This is a genomic window from Leptodesmis sp. (genome assembly GCF_052746595.1).
Genome location: NZ_JBRAGO010000019.1, coordinates 14,863 through 33,120, shown reverse-complemented (window position 1 = coordinate 33,120; position 18,258 = coordinate 14,863). Strand labels below are relative to the sequence as shown.

Below are 18,258 nucleotides of genomic sequence, written 5' to 3'. Positions count from 1 at the left end.
ATTAGTGATTTTAGATTTCTGATCTCAAAGAACTCCGACTTCTGCCAGGAATCGGGGTTCTGGTTTTCAGGAATTAAGAGGGAACGGCGACCTCTGAATTAACAGCCTGCCCATTCATCTCATCAGGCTTCAGGAGTCCAGTCAACAGAGAGGCAGGACGTTGACCGTAAGGCCATGCAAAGGCATGACGGAAGGCCGCATCCTGACAGGCTTGCAACTCCTTAAAGCCGATAATATCGTGGGTGAGTAGATTTTCGTATTCAAACGGCAACCGCATATTATGGAGTCCGGCATTATCGGTACAGATGGCAATATCGACTCCAGCTTCAAAACAACGATCGAAGACTAGCTTCAACTGGTTCATGTCCTCTAAAGTACCTGTTTTGAAATAAGTGGTCGGACACACCTCCAAGCACTGATGCTGATCTGCCAGTTGTTTCAGTAGGTGCGGGTAGTGAATCGGAATCTGAATCCCATGTCCAATCCGCATCAAATAGGGTAAAAGTTCAGGATAGCCGCCTTCTCGCGTTTCGTAGAGATGACCAGTGGTGTTGAGACCAAGCGATCGGGCATGGGCGTACAACTCCACAAACTCATCCAGCCGTTCCGCATAGTGATTGTCCCCCCCAGCGACATCAATGCCACACACATAGTCCCGGAACTGAGCCGCCATCTCGACAATGGCACGATTTACCTCATAGGGTAGCTTCGTGTGCATGCAGAGGATCTGACTGGTCACGATCGGATATTCATTCAACCGACTAGCCTTGCCTACAATCTCCACAATCTCTGCCATAAAATCAATCCGCTGGGTTTGACTGAGATGGGTAGGAGTACGGAGGTAGGGAGTGTATCGCAACTCCAGATAAGCCAGATTTTCAAAAATGTATGCTCCCCGCATCAATCGGTAAATGAAATAAGGAAGAGCTTCTGCCGTTTGCACCGATTCAACCAAAGTATGCAGTTCCAGATATTCGTCCAACGTGTTCCGAGGACGAGTATAGAAATCTTCAAACTCTGGATAATCGGAGAAGCGTTGCACTAAATCAGAATCATGACGTTGTAAATAGCGCCAGAGAATGCGAGGAACAACAGATCCTCCCAAGTGTCGGTGTAAATCAGCATATAGAGCCACAAGAACCTCACTGCATCGTACAAATTAGGCGGTTATTGCCAGCGTAGCGCACTTGACATGGGAACCTGTGTGATGTGTGACGCAAGTGCAAGATGAAGTTGACACTCGTATCAATCAGCCCTGATAATAGACGTTTGTGCAAACTCTCGCGTTCATAAAAATCTTGGCTAACGTCATTGTAATTGGTGCCCAGTGGGGCGATGAAGGGAAGGGAAAGATCACCGATTTGCTGAGCAAGTCGGCAGATGTAGTAGTACGCTACCAGGGTGGTGTGAATGCAGGCCACACCGTAGTCGTTAAAGATCAAACCTTTAAATTGCATCTGATCCCCTCTGGAATTTTGTACCCCGATACCGAGTGCATTATTGGCTGCGGTACGGTGATTGATCCCAAAGTATTGATTGGGGAACTGGATCAGCTTGAAGCATTGGGAATTTCAACGAAAAATCTACTGATTTCCGAAACGGCCCATGTGACGATGCCCTATCACCGCATCATTGATCAGGCATCGGAAGAACGAAGAGGAGAGCACCGAATTGGCACCACCGGGCGTGGGATTGGCCCTACGTATGCTGACAAGTCAGAGCGTACCGGGATCCGGATGATTGATCTGATGGATCGGGATTCCTTGCGCAAACGGCTGCGCTGGACGGTGGATTACAAAAATGTCATCCTGGAAAAGCTTTACAACCTGCCACCCCTGGATCCTGAGGAAGTGATCGATGAGTATCTGGTATATGCTGATCGCCTGCGGCCCCATGTCGTCGATAGCTCTTTACGGATTTACGATGCTATTCAACGCAAGCGCAACATTCTATTTGAAGGTGCTCAGGGCACCCTGTTAGATCTGGATCACGGCACCTATCCCTATGTCACCTCCTCCAATCCAGTGGCCGGCGGAGCTTGTGTGGGCACCGGGGTTGGGCCAACGATGATCGATCGCGTGATTGGAGTAGCCAAGGCGTACACCACAAGGGTCGGTGAAGGTCCATTCCCGACTGAATTGCATGGCACAATAGGAAAGTTGCTCTGCGATCGGGGGGCTGAATTTGGCACTACCACGGGTCGGCAACGTCGTTGTGGCTGGTTTGATGCTGTTATTGGCCGCTATGCAGTGCGGATTAACGGGCTGGATTGTCTGGCCATTACCAAGCTGGATGTACTGGACGAACTGGACGAAATTCAGGTCTGTGTAGCCTACGAAGTAAATGGCGAACGGTGCGAAGACTTTCCCAGTAATGCCCGCAAGTTTGCCTGTTGCAAGCCCATTTACAAAACCGTTCCAGGCTGGAAACAATCTACTGTCCACTGCCGCTCTCTGGAAGACTTGCCCACAGCCGCCCTGGACTATCTCAAGTTGCTAGCAGAGTTGATGGAAGTGCCGATCGCGATCGTTTCCCTGGGAGCCAGCCGCGATCAAACTATCATCGTTGAAGACCCAATCCACGGGCCAAAACGTGCTCTGCTCTATACCAATGGCACTCCCAACCAGGAGATTGCCAGCCAAACCCTGGAAGTCAGTTAGTAAGTTTTAAGTTCTCAGTTTTAAGTGATGAGTTAAGGCATTCAGATATCTCAATTCAAAACTTAAAACTCAAAACTTAAAACTTGCCTCACGTTCTCCACTTATCTTTCTGAACTATGGAACTTACGATCGATTGTCAGCCTCGTCCTGAAGGCAGCAAACCCAATTCTCTCCGTCGTGCTGGACAACTTCCGGCAGTACTGTATGGGCACAAAGGAGCAGAATCTATTGCTCTCACCGTACCCATGAAAAAAGCAGAACTGTTGCTGCGGGACGCTTCCCTGAATAACACTTTGATTCAGGTGAATATTCCCGAACTGTCCTGGAGTGGCAAGGCGCTCCTGCGGGAAGTGCAAACCCATCCCTGGCGTGGTACTCCCTACCACATCAGCTTTTTTGCAGTATCAGCGCAAGATTCCTTGGAAGTGGATGTGCCACTCCACTTTGTTGGCACAGCTAAAGGTATTAAGGAAGGAGGCGGTTCTCTTGATCCTTCTATGTCGTCTTTGCATGTGAAATGTGCCCCTGATAGTATTCCCGAACAAATTGAAATTGACGTTTCCAATTTGGGTGTTGGGGAAGCATTGCATATCGGTGACATTAACTTGCCTGTTGGAGTGGTGGCTCTGGGAGATGCGAACCGAGTTGTGGTCAGTGTGCTGGCTGGCCGTGGCGGTAGCGAGGAAACAGCAGAAGGCTAATTAAAAACAGTAGGGACTTGCCATACCCCTACTGTTTTTTAATCGTTTGCACTAGTAGCACCGATTTCACGGGTCGCTGGATGGCTTTACCAGACTTGTTGACTTTGCCATAAATGGTTTCTCCACCATAGTACAAAGCAGCAGAACTCCCTCCATCCAGATTCATTGCTTTTTGTACTTTCAAACTTTGCAGATAATGGGCTAGTTCTTTGAGGGTCATACCAGAGTTTGTTGGCTCATCCGGCTTTTGACCCGCCATGACTAAGACGATCGCCCCATCATAAGTAATGCCGACTGCGGAACGAGCATTGCGGCGATCGCTGGCCAGAGAATCCCGGATCACCTTGCCATTGCTGCTATCTTGAAATCCTTCCTGCACCAGCGTTATATCCGGGAGTAACTGAGGGCCGCCCCCTAAGGCCGATTCCAGTTCACAGCCAGGAGCAGGCAGCGTCTGACGCAACGTAATGTCATAGACAATTTGCGAACCACAGCGATATTGCCGAAACTCAGAACGGTTGAGAATTTTATCCAGGTAGGGCAGTAAATCGGGATTCGTCATTAACCGCTCGTTTTCCTCTGGTTTGGCGACCTGTCGAGCTTGCACGATCGCGGCCGATGTGGACTTCTGGTTCTTTGGATCAAAGAATCCGCCATTAATCGCGGCGATCGCGCCATAGGTTTGCACAAACGAGACTAGTGGTTCGACCGTATTCGCCACTCCCGGCGTCACTAAATACTGCCCTTGATTGGGAATGTGCAGAGTATATACAATGCTATGCGGCAACCGCTCCACCTTAAATTCGATCTTGGCAGGAGAAGGAGATACTACGGGATAAAGGGACACAGGAGACCGAGCCGTTGGCGAAGACGACATCAAGGGGAATGACTCCGAACAAGCGACCACCAGCATCCCCATTCCCATGAAACCAAATATCCGTACTCGAATCTTGTCCATTCCTTTCCCATACAGTTGTGAACCACCCTTGATTATCTGATATTCAATTTGCAAGAGAGGGCCGAATCTGAGTATTTCTTTTGGAGAGGGAAGAAAATGGTTAACTTAGAGAAATTAGATCAGGTCAAGCTACTCTTTAATGCCAATTTAGCCTCTAAGGTGAGAGAAAAGATTGTTAAGAATCTATCTGCTGTGGCCTTTTCCCATGAAGGTCAGTATCTTTGGTTGGGAACCGACGAATTTACGGCCATAGAACGATTAACGCAGCTAAAGGGTAAAACGTTTGGTAATCATATCCGCTTTGAATTCAAAACCTTTATTAAGGGTTTTAATGAAGCTCAAGGAGAGGTTGATATCGAAGGATTAGACTACGACAATGGCTACCTTTGGATTATTGGGTCTCACAGCAGTAAGCGTAAAAAGGTAGAAATTGAGGAAAACAAGTTTGAGGTTCAAGGAAAAGAACTAAAAGGCATCGAAAGGCAAGAGAATCGTTACTTACTAGCGAGAATTCCGATCGATGAGCAGGGCAATTTAGCGGCTGAATCACCCCAAAGAGCCTGGTTAAACCGAAGTGAGAAGAGTGATGCTCTCACTCAAGCCCTTGCAGGAAACGAATACCTTGATCTGGCAAAGATTGTCGAAGGTGAAGAGAGCGGCTCTTTACCAGGGAAGGACTTTTACTTCTATCTCCCTAGTAAAGAAAATGGTTTGGATATTGAAGGATTGGCAGTAAGCGGCAACAGAGTTTGGATCGGTTTGCGAGGGCCGGTTCTTCGCGGTATTGCTATCTTGCTTGAAATTGAAGTCGAAGCAAGCAAAGCCCATGAATTGAAACTTAAACCCATTGGCAATCATGGCAGGCTATACAAACGCCATTTTCTTGATCTCGATGGTTTAGGAGTTCGAGAGCTTTGTTGGAACGAAAAAGACAACTATTTGCTCGTTTTAGCAGGCCCAACCATGGATTTAGATGGTGCTCATTCACTGTTTCGCCTGAATCAGCCATCCACTCCAGTAGATAACAGTCTTTCTAGCCAAAAGAATCAGCAATTAGAGTTTCTCGGAGAGATTCCTCATCAACGCAAGAGCGATCGCGCTGAAGGGTTGACATTTTTCGAGGAAGCCAAATCAATTCTGGTTGTTTATGATAGCCCTGCCAAGGAGCGGTTAATTACCAATGAGCAAGACACTGTGACTGGAGTTCATACAGATATTTTCTCCTTAAAGTCAAGTGAATCGAATGTTCAACATCAGTTGCAACACCCTTGACCTGTGGTTGAAGCGAAAAGCAGACACTAGCGATTGCCAAGCGATTATCCACTAGCAACAGGGTAATAGACACAAAATCAGGGACTGGCAACGCTTTCCAGAGTTTGTTCAAGAGCATGGCGAGCAGCCCCAAGGAGAAATGGTCAAACTGTGGGGAGACGGTGTAACGCAGCAAAACATCAGTGATGCGCTGTGTAAACTGGGCATGAGTTGAAAAAAAGACTTAAGGCTATCAGCAATGAGATGCACTCAAGTGCCAAGAATTCCTCGAGTGCTTGAAGACTAAGTCGGCAGACTAGCTTGGCTGCGCTGATGAAGCTGGCATCGACAAGCGAGACAATGATTCCTATGGCTACTGTGAAACTGAACAGCGCTTTGCTCCCTTAAATCAGGCAAACGCACCGAGCGCATCACCAGTTTTCATCGCTCGCAATCTATTGATGAAATAGTAGCCGCCGCAGGCTGTAAGTTGGTATCTGCCCGCCTATAGCAATTGAGGGGCGGGTGAGGACAATTGCAGAAAGGCATTATCGACTGCATCCCAAAGAGTTGAAAGCTCAACCCCTTGAGAGCCGAAATCAATTCTGATGAAACTATACAAAGTACCCTGGCTACTCTTTTTTGATTCTAGTCAACCCAATCTGTTGCCACGCAGAGACAAGTATATCTTTCTGACAATGGAGCTACATCAAGCAATAAAAAGACAGGTCTCCGGACTTCCTAAAAGACCTTGTCTCGTCTGCTGCTCACACCAACCTGCAATCATGCTGAGGCGCTCCATTCGATGCCCTAACTTCAACACCTCAAATTGGCTGGATTGCTCACACCAACCGTAGGCATAGTCTGCGGTATCATTCATCCCAGCTTCGCCCACATGTCAGATCGCCTTCTAGTTGTGCAATCAATCCGTCTTCGTACACTTGCAACTTGCGTCCGCGCCAGTAAACTTGTTGACCATAGGAACCTGCAACCCAGATCACAAAGCTGAGTAGATCGCGCAGTGGTAATGCCCACAACCAGCGAAATAAGTTGGGTGCTCTCATGCACACGATCGACAGGCAGACCTGGCCGTAACGAGTCAGGTAGGTGACGATCGTCAGGGCGATCGCCCAGCCAGCCCATCCCGTAACCAGTAGCAGCGGCAGGCAAAAGACCGTGCCAAAGCAAAAAATCATGCTGTAGTACTGCAGCCCTCGATTGAAGCGAATCGTGCGTGCCCAGCGCAATTCTCGTTGATAAACGTCACCGATGCTTTCCGTACCTGTATCCGATTCCAGGACGTATTGGGATAATTCAACAACATACCCTGCCTGGGCAGCCCGTTTGCCCAGGTTGTAATCTGACCCGATGCGGTTCATGTGCAACCCACCATAGTTGGCTAACGCATCCCGTCGTGTGGCAATGGTCGTTCCCACCGCACACTTCAAGCCACCATCGATTGCCCGCGCGATCAGCAGACTGGGAATGAAATCAAAACAGCGGCCAAAGGAGGCGATCGCTGCTCCCAGGGACTTGGGATGGTAACCAATAAAGGCACAGGTCACTACACCGATGGCCTCATCCTTTAACGGAGCAGTGACGGTGTAAATATAATCCTCATGTACCCGAATGTCGCTATCGACAAAAATAATCCAGTCATACCTGGCTTCCTCCAGTAGATAACTGAGGCTGCTGTCTTTGTGATTAATGCCTCTTGGCTTCAGTCCGACAAATAACTTCACTTTGTCAGGAAACTCTGTGGCCAACTCCTGAATCACTGGAATGGCTGGATCATCCAAATCCACCACGCCAAACAGCACTTCATAGAGCGGGTAGGTTTGAGTACAGAGGGATGACCAGTTTTCCTTGGCTCCTGCATCAAGGCCGCGCACAGGAACCAGGATCGAGACACCAGGCGGAGGGGGATCGAAGATCGGGAATCGGAGATCAGGGGGATGGTGCTTAATGTCCCCAGGAGTCATCTTTTCGTGGTCTTCAGTTTCGGCTTTGCTAAAAAACTGGGCGGTGAACCAAGCACAGGCGAGGTAAAATGCAATGCTGCCACCAATTAGAATCGTCAACAGGGTTTGAACTGCAATCATCATTTAGTTCAGGCCATGATCTCCGCCATCTGAATTAGCAGGAGTATCTACTCATTCACCTTATTACACCGCGATCAAATTTTGAGAGGGTGTTTGAAAAGTATCCGGCAGTTAAAACGCGACTACACTCACAAAGTCTGCGACGCAGACTCAATACAGTCAAGGTTATCAGTAACCTGCATCGGCAGGTTTTCTCGGTATAGCCGCGACTTCAGTCGCTAGGGTGATTTTTTACATTTGTTAGTCAGACGGAAGTACTTGCACCTCCCGTTCTTTGTCGTATTCAATCTGGCCATAGTCGAGTTTGATGATGCGATCGGCGAGGTGGAAATAGCGATCATCATGGCTGATGCAGAGAATGGTGCGGCCCTGATCTCGCAGTTGGGGCAGCAGTTCGGTATAGAACACGTCTTTGAAGACAGGATCCTGGTCAGCGGCCCATTCGTCAAACAAGAAAATGGGGCGTTGTTCCAGGTAGGCGGTTAGCAGGGTGAGACGTTTCCGTTGTCCCTGGGACAGGGCTGTTGTGGAAAGCTGGCCCTGATGGACGGTGACTTTGTGAGCCAGTTGCAACCGCTGTAGATAGGCTTCTGCTTCCGCATCCAGGTCAGAATGATCCAGACCCAGCAGGCGATCAAACAGAAAGAAATCTGAAAAGACGACGGCAAAATGCTGCCGATACCACTCCCGGTTGTGATCATCAATCTGCTCCCCGTCAAACCAGATCTCTCCTGATTCGGGAATATACAGGCCCAAAATCAGCTTCGCCAGGGTAGATTTGCCACTGCCATTACCGCCGACAATGAAGATCAGTTGACCGGGACGCAGAGTGAGATCGATCGGGCCGACTGTAAATGCAGAGTCTTCGTGTTCTACGTGGTAGGTATGCGTTACACCTTTCAGCTGCAGATCTGTCCACTGTTGGCGCATGGGATCTGTGGTGGAGGTAGATTCTACCCGATTGGCTAAAGAAATGCCCAGAGACTGAATTTTCTTCAACGCTACTCCAGCCCGTCCCAGCACAGGTAAGGAGTTAACCAGATTGTCCATTGGCAGCATCAGGTAAGTAAAGGTGACAACATAGCCAGCTAACGTTTGTGGCTTGATGGCCATCAGTTTGGGCAGGGCAAACAGGACAAAGCCGATCGCAAAGAAAAAAATCAACTTACCCCAACTGGAGGTCATAGCAAACAGAGTCAGACCACGAGTGTTGTAACTCCGATAGGCGGCAGCAGACCGTTGTAGATCCTCCTTGAGGAATGCCTGCCTTCGGCGGTAGTGCAGTTTTAATTCTTTGGTGCCGTCCGTCACGGTGCGGAAGTGCTTAAACAGAGAATCCTGCTCTTCCCGTGCCCTGGCTATCCACTGCTGGCCCCGCTGCAGCAACCACTGGCAACTTCCCAGGGCTACAACCGTCAGCAAACAGACTAAGAGAAACACTTTCCAGGACAGCCACACGATATAGGCCAGACACCCCGCCACGATCGCCATATCAATGCACAGGAACGGTACCAGCCGCACGGCATCTGCCACGGCCTGCACATCATCCGTCAGGGTTGCCAGGAGTCTGGCACTGCCGAGTTGTTCTAGATGAACCAGTTCCGTGGCCAGAATCTGACGACTGAGACTGAGCCGCAGTTGAAAAATCGCCCGTTGAGCCAACCGGATCAGCAGCACCTGGGAAAGGATGCTGGAACTGAGAGCAACAAAGGCCAACCCACCAAAGGCGATTGCCAGGGTATCGAGGGAGTGGCTTAAGCCCTGACTGATTCCCCGGCTGATGAGCGCAATCAAACTGGCGCTACTGGCTCCACTCAAAAAACCAGTGATAATCGCAATCGTCACCATTTGCCAGGACGATCGCAGCAAAAATGAGATGAGATTCATTCCAGTTGCGCCACTCCCCTATTCAACTCCCCGATGCAGCCCCACTTAGCATAATCTAATCGATTTGCATCTTACCGCTATCCAGGGTATTAGGAGCGATCGCTACTAGAACGAGCAAAGGTAGATGCACCAACGCCAGCAGCAAACCGTGCGATCATCACTTTCCTCACAGGTGGAACTGCCACTTTGATCCGAATAGGCCAGTGTGATAAAGATTATTTGGCGAAGAGAATGAAAAGGTTTTCCGTGTTAGCCCGAAAAATGTTGGAAAATTCCAGAATTTGCCGTAATACTTGCTTTTAGCAGGCTTTGTTGGCTGCTAGAGTGCTGAGTATTGTGAGGAGACGTTTTAATGACGGCCACCCTACCCCCCGTTGAAAAGTCGTTATTGCCCAATGCAGTTGTGAAGCCGGAGCAGCGATCGCACCGCACGCCCTACGTTCCCCGCAACCAGCGCAAAATTCTTTGCGTCTTTCCCAAATACAGTCGCTCCTTTGGCACCTTTCATCATGCCTATCCCCTAATGCGGGGAGTGAAAGCTTTTATGCCACCGCAAGGAATTCTCGTCGCGGCTGCCTATCTACCGGAACTGTGGGAAGTGCGGTTTGTGGATGAGAATATTCGGCCTGCAACAAAGAAAGATTACCAGTGGGCCGATGTAGTGATTACCAGTGGGATGCATATCCAGCGTCCGCAGATTAATCGGATTAATGACCTGGCCCATCAATACGGCAAGATCACAGTGATTGGTGGCCCATCCGTGTCCGGCTGTCCAGAGTACTATCCCGACTTTGACCTGTTGCACATTGGTGAGTTGGGTGATGCAATGGATAGGTTGATTGAGTATTTAGATAACCATCTTGATCGCCCCCCGCACCAAATCCGGTTTGAGACGCGAGATCGCCTGCCGCTGGAGAAATTTCCCATTCCGGCCTATCACCTGTTGAATTTGAATCAGTACTTTATCGCCAATGTCCAGTTTTCCAGCGGCTGTCCCTATCACTGCGAATTTTGTGACATTCCTGAATTGTATGGCCGGAATCCTCGCTTAAAAACGCCGCAACAGGTACTGGCTGAACTGGATGCCATGCTGAAATCGGGCAATCCTGGGGCTGTCTATTTTGTAGACGATAACTTTGTTGGTAATCGGCGGGCTGTGGCTGAGTTATTGCCGCATTTGATTCAATGGCAGAAGGCGAATGGCTATCCGGTTCAGTTTGCCTGTGAAGCTACGCTGAATATTGCCCAGAGTCCCAAGTTGTTGGAAATGATGCGGGAAGCTTATTTCGGCACGGTCTTCTGTGGCATTGAAACACCGGAACCGGAAGCTCTGAAATCTATTGCCAAGGATCAGAATTTAAGCCTGCCGATTCTAGATGCTATCAAAACCCTGAACAGTTACGGACTGGAAGTGGTTTCCGGAATTATTTTGGGATTGGATACGGATACCCCAGAGACGGGCGATCGCATCCTGGAGTTCATTCGCCTCTCCAATATCCCTATGCTTACCATCAATCTGCTCTATGCTCTGCCCAAAACTCCCCTCTGGCGCAGATTAGAAGCGGAAGGAAGGCTCAACTTTGAGGAAGGGCGGGAATCCAACGTGGAATTTCTTATGCCTTATGAAGAGGTAGTAGCCATGTGGCAGCGCACGATTACTCAGGCTTACGAACCCGAATTTCTGTTTCAGCGCTTTGCCTACCAGTGCGAACATACCTACCCTAACCGGATTAAACCACCCAAAAGTCCGGCCCGTGTAAATAAGGAAAATGTCCGGCGCGGTTTAACGATGATGGCAAAACTGTTGCTTTATGCTGGGGTATTCAGTAGCTATCGTCGTACTTTTTGGAAGATGGCCAAACCCGAAATCAAGAAGGGCAAAATTGAACGTCTCTTGAGTGTGGGACTGGTGGCTCATCATTTAATTGAATTCACCAAAGAATGTGCTAAGGGCCAGGAATCCGCATCATTCTATTCTCAACGAGTGAGGAAACAATGACATTACCCAGTTTTTCGATCGTGTTGGAAACAGAAAATTTGGCCAATGCGGATCTCGAAGGATTAACGCATGCTTTGGCATCCCTCGTGCATCAGGATCTCTCTCCTGAGCAAGCCAATGAGGTGATTTTGATTGACAGTGGCGATGTACCGCCAGAGTTGTTGAGGCAGTTGTGCGATCGCTATCCCTGGATCAAAGTCTATCCCGCTCCAGCCGACACCGGCTATTACAAAGCCAAAATGCTGGGTGCCGAATTAGCCACCGGGGAGATAATTGTCTATGCCGATTCCGATTGCCTCTACGAACCCCACTGGTTGCGGAGCATCCTGACGACCTTTGCTGAAAACCCGCAAATTCAAATCGTCGCTGGCGAAACCACCACCCGTGGACATGGCCCCTATGGTACCGCAATGGCGCTAGTTTACATCTTTCCGCAGTTTTCTGGCAAAACGGAACTGACCCCCACCCACCAGTATTTTTTGAATAACGTTGCTTTCCGCCGCCAGTTTCTCCTGGAGCATCCGATTCCTGCAGAGTTGCCTCTCTATCGCGGCAATTGTGTGGTGCATGGAGAAAATCTACAGCGTGAGGGGCACATCATCTGGCTCCATCCGCAAGCCCGTGCTACTCATGCCCCCCCCTCTGACCTATCCCACTTCTTCTGGCGCTTTCTCCTGATTGGTCACGACTATTACTGGCAAAAAAAACTGATTCCCAACTCCTTATCTCCCATCTCCAGTCCCCAAGACCGGGATCCCACAGCCTCTAGCTTTACCGAAAAGATCAAGATTTTTCGCAGTCGCATGGTCCGTTTACTGCACAACAATCCCCGTCATGCCCTCTATTTGCCGCTGGCTATTCCCATCATTCTGGTAGCTGCGTTACTGATTTATGTAGGGTATCTCATTACTCTCGTCAGCCCAAATTATTTGGTGAAAATGTACGATCGCCTTCTTGAGTAGGAGCGGGGGTTGTTGTTTACCAAAACAGCTTGTAACAATTCAGAAATGGGCTACTCAGTTTATTGATTACCGCATGATTACTGCAACAACGCGATGATGCTCGTCACCTGCAAGCACTTTTCTGGATGTAGGCCTATCCCCAGATTCTTTTTGCCTATGGTAACCAGGATCCCGTCCATTTCCCGATCTGGCGCGTTACAGACAATCAATCGCAAAAAATCCTCTGCTCTGACCTCCAGCCAGAAACAGAGGATGAAAGTTAATCAATCTTGTGGATGGTACAAGCCGGAAATGGCAGGGGAAGTAAAGATTAGCCATTACTGTTGCTAGCTTCACCCGGTAAGGTGCCTCCCACATTGACTTTTACTACTTTGGGGCGTTCTGCCTCAACTCGTGGCATTGTCAACGTCAGGATACCATCCTTAAAGTCAGCTTTGACTTGGTCATTTTCAACGGCCACAGGTAGAGGAATCACCCGTTGGAAGCTACCATACCGGAATTCAGAGCGGTAGATTTGGTGCTCTTTGTCTTCTGTTTTGCTTTCAGTCTTGTATTCACCCTTGATAGATACTGCCTCCCGACTGACTTGAATATCTAGATCTTTAGCGTCAATTCCAGGAAGTTCTGTCCGCAGAATCACATCGGTATCTGTACTCTTCAACTCAATGGCTGGCACCCAGGCATTGCCATTGGTTTTCATTGTACTGCTCCGACTAATGGGAGTCAGCTCATCAAATAGTTGATCAAATTGACGACGCAAAGTATCAATTTCTTGCCAGGGTTGCCAACGAATGATTGCCATACTTTGTTCACCTCTATGCTCTACTCAGTAAGGGACAGAATATTGCGATTCTGCAATAGAGATCGCATATTCTGTTACACATGGTTACTAACCAACCAGATTCTGGAAGGCAAATTAGATGTCGATTACGGTTCCTGAAAAGGCCATCTGTCTTTGCTTATCCACAGTCTTAGTGTAAATCCGGTGATGGCTGGAAGTACTGGGGAAAACCGTATTAATCGAGTCGGGATTGCCGAAAACGAAATTGAGGTGAGGAATCAATCCCTGCTCTCTCACCTGACCTGTGTCACTCGCCAACTCAGTTTGAGGTTGATCCAGAAATTCCAGAAGGTGACGATCGCGATTGCGATTAAATTTGCGAGATAAGGATTCATTTGCAACCCATTAAAGAACAGGTTCAGCAGCAACACTTTCAAAATTAGTCCCATCAAGCAAATAATGTTGAACTTGAGGAATCGTTTGATCACCATGCCTCGTTGCGACTGTTGTTTGGCTAGATCCCCAAATGTCCAGCGATCGTTCCAGAGGAAGTTGTTGATAATGGCAATCTCTGCTGCCAGGATGGCACTGCGAGTTAATCCCATTCCTAGCACATCGTACAGGATATACAGAGAAGCCATATCAACGGCTAATCCGCTAATGCCGACTAGCCCAAACCGCAAGAAGCGGCCTACTGGAAAGTGCAACCGTTCTCCCCAGCGGCCTAACCGACCGGAATCTACTCGTAGGCGCAGGAGATGATGCACATAATCCATGTACTGCTTCCAGGTAACTTTACTTTCCCCTTCTTCCCGCTCCTGGAATACATAGCCTACCTCAGCGATCTGATCAATCGCTCCCCGGCCTAACACCTCAATCAAAATCTTGTACCCGACTGGATTGAGGATCTGACCTGCGATCGCTCCCCGTCGTACCAGAAAATACCCGCTCATTGGATCGCTGACCCGACTGACGACCCGAGGCAGAATCATCAGACCCAGTAACTGGGCACCTCGCGATAAAAATCGGCGGGTCGCGCTCCAGGTACTGACTCCACCACCCTCTACATGACGACTGGCCACAGCCAGGTCAGCCCCATGCTCTAACTCGCTTAACAACCTCAGCAACGTATCCGGGGGATGCTGCAGATCTCCATCAATGACACCTAGCACTTCTCCCTGTGCTACCTGCCAGCCCCGAATCACAGCCGTTGCCAGCCCTCGTTCCGTTTCCCGGCGCATGACTCGTAAGCAGGGGTACTCTGGGATTAAAGCTGCAGCTAACTCCCAGGTGCGGTCTGGACTGTCATCATCCACCACAATCAACTCATAGTTATGGGGCAATACCTCATCCAGCATGGCGCTTAGCTGTTGGATGATGCGCTCAATATTACCGCTCTCGTTGTAGGTGGGAATAACCAGAGAAAACCGGATGGGATAGATAGAGTTCACACCAGGACGATTGGATGTCGTGTTCTCTAAGGAAAGAGGCCGCCTGGAAATTTGTAAGGCTCCCGTAGGCACGGGAAGTAGATTACCGTGTTGTGTTGTGAACATCTAAACCCTTCAAAAACCTCAACCACACTGGGAAAAAACCCATGTGTTGCAGTCTACACCAAGATGCTGTGTTTGGTTGGAATCATGACTATCTTGTCTGGTCAAGGGTTCCCATGCTTCCACGGTAGAACTAGCACACAATCTATCTGGACGTAGATTATTCGTACATCGAACCGTCTGGCAGTGTGGCACCTTGCAGATTTGCCCCACTCAGGTTGGTGCTGCTGAGTTCAGCTTTGGCCAGATTGGCATCTGTCAGGTTGGCTTCTCGCAGGTCGGCTCTTCCCAGATAGGCTTCAATGAAGGTCGTTTCTGCTAAATCGACTCCCCGTAGATTGGCACGGCTTAAATCTGCCCGGTTGAAGCGCGATCGCCGCATGGTTGCCTGCGTGGCCTGAATCTTAGCCAGAGTAGCGGCGGTCAGGTTGGCATCGATCAGTATGCAACCCGTTAAATCTGCGGCTGTCAAATTAGCCCGTTCTAGCCTGGCATTCGTCAGGCAAGCCTCCTTAAAACAGGCCTCCGGAGCGATCGCGTCAGTTAAGAAAGTCCCTCGTAATTCCGCCCCAGTTAGATTGGCTCCTGTGAGTAACACTTCCCGTAAACTGGCCTCACTCAAATTTGCACCTCGTAAGTCGGCCTTGCTGAGATCCGCTCCTGTCAAATTCGTACCACGCAAATCCGCATTTCGTAAATCGGCACCCCGTAAATTGGCTCCTTCATAGCATCGCTTCTCGTAGCGCAAGTTTGCTCCCCGCAGGCAAGCTCCCCGCAAATTGGCACCACTCAAGTTGACATTACGCAAATCGGCACTGATTAAATTGGCATCTAGCAAGTTTGCCAGGGTGATATTGGCACCCCGTAAATCTGCAGCATAGAGCACGGCTCCATGCAAATCTGTATCCTGCAGGTTGGTGCGCAGCAGGTCTGCCTGACTCAAATTGGCTCCACTTAAGCGGGCACCCATCAAATTGGCCTTGCTTAAATTCGCTCGATTCAAATAGGTCAGCACTAAATTTGCACCTCGCAGATCACACTCTGCCAGGTTAATCCCAATCAGATCTGCACCGCTGAAATCAAATCCCGCTAAATTTTCGCCCTGAAAATTAATTTCCCCTGCCCTGTACCGCTTTAGTAATTCATTGGCATCCATAGCATTTAAACTGCCCCTGACTCAGTAATTATGGATCCAAACGCTGGTTCTGATCATCCTCCACGATCAAAGCTGCCGTTTCCAGGGACGTGATCGCGGCATCTTGTTCGTCAATGACGGTTAGGCCCTGAGCAGCTTCTTCAAACTCATCCAGACTCATTTGAGTCACCTCATCGGGTGAGCCAGTGCGGAGTGCAGGGGAACCGTGGATATAGAAGGTTCGCAAACATCTGGTAACAGTATCGGCCGTTTGAATCAAATCATCGGGGGCTGTTAAGCGTTTGGCAGTGTTGTAGAGCTGCAGTTCCAGGTCAGTATACGTTTTGCAAGTGCCTAGCAGGGTTTGGAGGAGGTCATCCAGTTCATACTGCTTAAGTGCCAACCAGTCCTGGTGATTGAAATGAAAATCAGAGTACAGGGTTGAAAACACAAGAATCTTGGCCTTGAGCGGGTTGGCATACTTTATGATGCCCGACCGGATGTCGAACAAACTGCAAGGGGCAAGAGACGGCGGAACTGCAGCAGACTGGCGGGAAGGCTCAGCTGCGAGAGGTGAACTAGCAGTAGGTGCAGCAGAGGCGGAGGATAAGGTTGGTGTTTGGTTGAAAACCGTCTCCTGAGTGGAAGTCAGGGTATAGAGGGGGCGGAGCTTGTTGATCAGTTCTCCAGCGATCGCACTGTACTCGGCTGGTTTGCTAAGACTTCTGACTGTTCCCTCCAGGGACTGCTGAAGTTGTTCCAGGGAAGAGGCAAGATGATGCAAATCTTCGATTAAAGCGGCAGTGCTAAAGCCTGTTAGTTGAGCGGAATCACTCAACCATTGTTTTTTGCTGACGCACACAATCAGCTTTTTCATTCGCAGGGCATCGGGATGCCGATCCAGTTCCTGGGCGATCGCTCCGTACAAAGGGCTAGGTTCTGGAGTGGAAAGAATTACTGCCTGAACCGGGAGCGGGGCAGAGTCGGAGGCTGAAATCGGGGCTTTTGGCAAGAGGCCAGATTGGGTCGATGCCTTGGGAGATTGATACAGACGGGCAAAACTCCGTAAGAGTGTGCTCGCTACCAGACTGTACTCGGCTGGTTTATTGAGAGTCTGGACAAATTTGGCCACCAATTGTTGCAGACGATCGATGGTAGGAGCCAGGTAATGTAACTCCTGTACCAGAGTCATTGGATTCACTGCTCCCAGACGGATGGGATCGCTTTCCCACTGCCGCTTGCAGATGTAATAGAGCAATTTCTTGAGCCGATCGTACTCGTGATGATGTTCCAGATCCCAAACAATCTGTTGATAGAGGAGTTGCTGTTCTCTGTTTTCCGGGAGAGGGGTGGCCCAGGATTGTAAATTAGGGGTTTCCGGGAGCATGGGCTGCTCCGTCTTGGCTACTTCAAAGGGTTGCTCTAGAGGGTAAAATCGCGCCGCTTCCGTCAGAATTTCATTGGCAACGGCATAATATTCAGCCCGTTTACTGAGGGTACTGACTGCTTTGGTCAGTAATTGTCTCGCTTGCTCAAAATTAGAAGCTAACCCCAAAAATTCCTGAAATAAATCCCGCAGACTCAAGAGATTGAGTTGGCTTTCGTCTGTTTCCCACCGATTCTTACACACATAAAAGAGCAATTTTCTAATGCGCTTGTGTTGCTGACTCTGTTCTAGCGTCTGGCCTGTTTCTGCATAGGGATCCTCTGGAAGGTCATCGGGATGCAGCAGAACTTTGTAAGCGGGAACCACCTCTCGGATGTTCTTTAGCTCTCGTGGCCCCAAATATTTTGTAGCTACTTGCAGCCCATGTTTGGCCACATCGTATACTGTCTGAGAAATGCAAATGCCGCCGGGATCTGCCTCTGTTTGCAAGCGAGCCGCAATATTGACCCCATTGCCCATCACATCAGTTTCGGTGATATACATATCTGCAAGATGAATACCGATGCGATGCATAAGTACATCATTGGGAAGCAGATGGCTTGCTGCCTCCGCGATCGCCCGCTGGATTTCGATCGCACATTCCACTGCTTTAACCGCACTGGAGAAGCACATCAGTAGACCATCTCCAGTCGTTTTTAGCACCCGTCCTTCAAACTCTTCACAAAGCTGCCTCATTAATCGGAGATCGCGACGAATTAAATCCAGCGTATGGTCTTCGTCTACCGACATCCGGGCACTAAACCCAACACAATCCGTAAATACAACGGTGGTTAAAGTGCGTTGTCCCTTCAAATCTGATGTCAGTATCTCGTTTTCCATGAG

14 protein-coding genes and 1 pseudogene are annotated in these 18,258 nt (G+C 49.3%); 6 read left to right on the top strand and 9 right to left on the bottom strand.

Annotated features, from left to right (window positions below; genetic code table 11):
• Positions 1–73 precede the first annotated feature (73 nt).
• The gene (locus tag ACUVQO_RS06290; protein WP_445925038.1) at positions 74–1,135 is read right to left on the bottom strand and encodes an adenosine deaminase; all 1,062 of its coding nucleotides are present in this window, start codon (positions 1,133–1,135) and stop codon (positions 74–76) included.
• A gap of 163 nt (positions 1,136–1,298) precedes the next feature.
• Between ACUVQO_RS06290 and ACUVQO_RS06285 the strand changes: the two genes are divergently transcribed.
• Together ACUVQO_RS06285 and ACUVQO_RS06280 are read left to right on the top strand one after the other, a co-directional pair.
• Positions 1,299–2,660 (top strand): adenylosuccinate synthase, encoded by a 1,362-nt coding sequence (locus tag ACUVQO_RS06285; RefSeq protein WP_445925037.1) that lies wholly within the window; start codon positions 1,299–1,301, stop codon positions 2,658–2,660.
• Positions 2,661–2,776: 116 nt separating this feature from the next.
• Positions 2,777–3,361, top strand: coding sequence for a 50S ribosomal protein L25/general stress protein Ctc (locus ACUVQO_RS06280; RefSeq protein WP_445925036.1), 585 nt, complete (start codon positions 2,777–2,779; stop codon positions 3,359–3,361).
• A gap of 28 nt (positions 3,362–3,389) precedes the next feature.
• On the opposite strand, the gene ACUVQO_RS06275 is transcribed toward ACUVQO_RS06280, so the two are convergent.
• Positions 3,390–4,319 carry a phosphodiester glycosidase family protein gene (locus ACUVQO_RS06275; protein ID WP_445925035.1) on the bottom strand — a complete coding sequence of 310 codons (930 nt, stop codon included), beginning with the start codon at positions 4,317–4,319 and terminating at the stop codon, positions 3,390–3,392.
• A gap of 96 nt (positions 4,320–4,415) precedes the next feature.
• Here ACUVQO_RS06275 and ACUVQO_RS06270 point away from each other — a divergent pair, with 96 nt between their 5' ends.
• Positions 4,416–5,591: a DUF3616 domain-containing protein gene (locus ACUVQO_RS06270; protein ID WP_445925034.1), complete on the top strand. Its 1,176-nt coding sequence runs from the start codon at positions 4,416–4,418 to the stop codon at positions 5,589–5,591.
• Positions 5,560–6,082 (top strand): annotated as a pseudogene (locus ACUVQO_RS06265) (IS630 family transposase); the annotation flags it as partial. The gene ACUVQO_RS06270 and the pseudogene ACUVQO_RS06265, both read left to right, overlap by 32 nt.
• A 360-nt stretch (positions 6,083–6,442) precedes the next feature.
• Here the strand turns inward: ACUVQO_RS06265 and ACUVQO_RS06260 are convergent.
• Entirely contained in the window at positions 6,443–7,675 is a 1,233-nt protein-coding gene (locus tag ACUVQO_RS06260; RefSeq protein ID WP_445925033.1) for a glycosyltransferase, read from the bottom strand.
• Between the two features lie 237 nt (positions 7,676–7,912).
• Positions 7,913–9,559, bottom strand: a complete 1,647-nt coding sequence (locus ACUVQO_RS06255) for a cyclic peptide export ABC transporter (protein ID WP_445925032.1) — start codon at positions 9,557–9,559, stop codon at positions 7,913–7,915.
• Positions 9,560–9,911: 352 nt separating this feature from the next.
• Here ACUVQO_RS06255 and ACUVQO_RS06250 point away from each other — a divergent pair, with 352 nt between their 5' ends.
• Positions 9,912–11,558 carry a B12-binding domain-containing radical SAM protein gene (locus tag ACUVQO_RS06250; RefSeq protein WP_445925031.1) on the top strand — a complete coding sequence of 549 codons (1,647 nt, stop codon included), beginning with the start codon at positions 9,912–9,914 and terminating at the stop codon, positions 11,556–11,558.
• Positions 11,555–12,520 carry a glycosyltransferase family 2 protein gene (locus ACUVQO_RS06245; protein ID WP_445925030.1) on the top strand — a complete coding sequence of 322 codons (966 nt, stop codon included), beginning with the start codon at positions 11,555–11,557 and terminating at the stop codon, positions 12,518–12,520. The genes ACUVQO_RS06250 and ACUVQO_RS06245 overlap by 4 nt, the downstream gene beginning before the upstream one ends.
• 310 nt (positions 12,521–12,830) lie before the next feature.
• On the opposite strand, the gene ACUVQO_RS06240 is transcribed toward ACUVQO_RS06245, so the two are convergent.
• The 5 genes from ACUVQO_RS06240 to ACUVQO_RS06220 all read right to left on the bottom strand — a co-directional run bounded on the left by ACUVQO_RS06240 (position 12,831) and on the right by ACUVQO_RS06220 (position 18,255).
• Complete coding sequence (locus ACUVQO_RS06240) at positions 12,831–13,322, bottom strand: Hsp20/alpha crystallin family protein (RefSeq protein WP_445925029.1); 492 nt, start codon at positions 13,320–13,322, stop codon at positions 12,831–12,833.
• Positions 13,323–13,436: 114 nt separating this feature from the next.
• Positions 13,437–13,619 (bottom strand): hypothetical protein, encoded by a 183-nt coding sequence (locus ACUVQO_RS06235; RefSeq protein WP_445925028.1) that lies wholly within the window; start codon positions 13,617–13,619, stop codon positions 13,437–13,439.
• On the bottom strand, positions 13,595–14,857 hold the full coding sequence (locus tag ACUVQO_RS06230) for a glycosyltransferase (RefSeq protein ID WP_445925027.1): 1,263 nt from the start codon (positions 14,855–14,857) through the stop codon (positions 13,595–13,597). The genes ACUVQO_RS06235 and ACUVQO_RS06230 overlap by 25 nt, the downstream gene beginning before the upstream one ends.
• 157 nt (positions 14,858–15,014) lie before the next feature.
• Positions 15,015–16,010: a pentapeptide repeat-containing protein gene (locus ACUVQO_RS06225; protein ID WP_445925026.1), complete on the bottom strand. Its 996-nt coding sequence runs from the start codon at positions 16,008–16,010 to the stop codon at positions 15,015–15,017.
• A 28-nt stretch (positions 16,011–16,038) separates the two neighbouring features.
• On the bottom strand, positions 16,039–18,255 hold the full coding sequence (locus tag ACUVQO_RS06220; RefSeq protein ID WP_445925025.1) for an adenylate/guanylate cyclase domain-containing protein: 2,217 nt from the start codon (positions 18,253–18,255) through the stop codon (positions 16,039–16,041).
• Positions 18,256–18,258 lie beyond the last annotated feature (3 nt).